The sequence below is a fragment of the Stenotrophomonas sp. 05L414_2 genome (assembly GCF_056397905.1).
Window position 1 is genome coordinate 1 of sequence record NZ_JBFTOJ010000304.1, and the last position, 1,695, is coordinate 1,695.

At 55.0% G+C, this 1,695-nt stretch carries 2 protein-coding genes; both read left to right on the plus strand.

Annotated features, from left to right (window positions below; genetic code table 11):
* Positions 1-1,332: AAA family ATPase (locus tag AC1DJN_RS21845; RefSeq protein ID WP_478040242.1), on the plus strand; the 1,332-nt coding region annotated here is incomplete at its 5' end.
* Positions 1,329-1,695: HNH endonuclease family protein (locus AC1DJN_RS21850; protein ID WP_478040244.1), on the plus strand; the 367-nt coding region annotated here is incomplete at its 3' end. The genes AC1DJN_RS21845 and AC1DJN_RS21850, both read left to right, overlap by 4 nt.

Below are 1,695 nucleotides of genomic sequence, written 5' to 3' on the forward strand. Positions count from 1 at the left end.
GTGATCAATATCTACCATGATGGTCAGCTGGTGCGTCTGGTAGACGAGGTTAAAGTCAGCCCAAGAGATAACACATATACAGTTGTTGTGGGAGAGAACGGAGTTGGAAAAAGCCGGCTGTTGTCGGATATTGCGCGGCTTCGGATTAGCGAGTATTACGACCCAATCGGCACTGGGCAATTTAGTCATCCCGCACATCCTGTGGTCGTTGCGGCATCAACGAGTCCCTTCGACAAGTTTCCAGCGCCGCCAAGGCGGAGTGCAAAGGCGCAGAAGAACTACCGCTATGTTGGGATGCGTGGAGAGGGCATGTACGGCTCATCATCAGCCGTGTCGCTGCTGTCCTCCGCAGCTCGGGGATTGCTATCGAAGCTGGCTGAGACCCCGCCTAGCTTAAACCTACTAGGTGTCCTGGAATCGCTGAATTTCTCTCCAGTATTCACCTTTGTACTGAAGCCTCAGTTTGAACGTTCAAGGGTGGACGGTTCATCGAACCGTCATAGCGTCGAAAAGTCATCCTTCAGGGCTGGGCAATTTAGGTACAGCTTCGATCGCCGCGTCGCGTCCATTATTGAGGCCACCGATGGTCTATCGGCAGTCTTGAAAGACCTCGACATTGCTTCTGATTTGATGGATACGCCTGGCGCATTGCGTCTGGAGGTGGACTTTCGCAGCAACGTCGCGACCCTTGGCGGCACTCGGCTAGGGCGTAAGCGCCTTGGGGCATATCTGCGGCTGTTCGACGATAACTTGCTTCGATTGATGGATATTGAGGTAGAGAAGCTTGGACAGCCGCCTTTCAGCCTTAAGCGCGCAAGTTCTGGCGAGCAGTGCTTGCTTGTACTCATGCTAGGTATCGCAGGGCACATTCAAGACAACTCTCTGGTTCTGATCGACGAGCCCGAGATTAGTCTCCATCCGGAATGGCAAGAGCGCTTCATGGCCCTCCTGCAGTCTGCTTTTTCGCCTTATAGCGGCTGCCAGTTTGTGATCGCCACGCACTCCCCCCAAATCATCGCGAGGCTGAATGGTCCCGGATCCTTCATCTATCACCTGCGCAAGGGGAAGCTCTATCCTGCGTCGCAGTTCCAGCGCCGCTCTGCAGACTTCCAGCTAGCGGAACTCTTCGACGCGCCTGGCATGATGAATGAGTACATCTCAAGGGTGTGCTTCAACCTGATCGCCCAGGTGCGCGTTGGTCGCCCGCTTACACGCGAAATGAAGGGGGAGATGGAATGGCTTTTCCAAGTGCGCAACAAGCTTGACCCCAGTGACAAGCTTATCTCGTTGATCGACTCACTCTCAGCGCTTCTCAAGGAGGAGCGGGCATGATTGACGAACCCGTCGCCTTTAGCGCGGATGCGCTCAATAGAATAGATGCCATACGTGCGCACCCCCAGTACGATCACACGAAGTGGTCCGATGCCAGCCTTGAGCCAGTTCGTGTCGATGTGCGAGATCATTACCGACGCGTACAGCGCTTCGTGTGTCCGTATTGCCTGAACCTCCTGTCGGTCAGGTCGGCTGCGGGCTCTACCGTCGAGCACATCGCTCCCAAGGCGACGTACGTAGGGTACATGTTTGAGCCACTCAACCTGTGCGTCTGCTGCCCTGATTGTAATGAGTACAAGAGAAACAGGGAGGTCCATGTCGACCCACCGGTCAAGGGTTATGTGCCGGTGAATTACCCCAGTG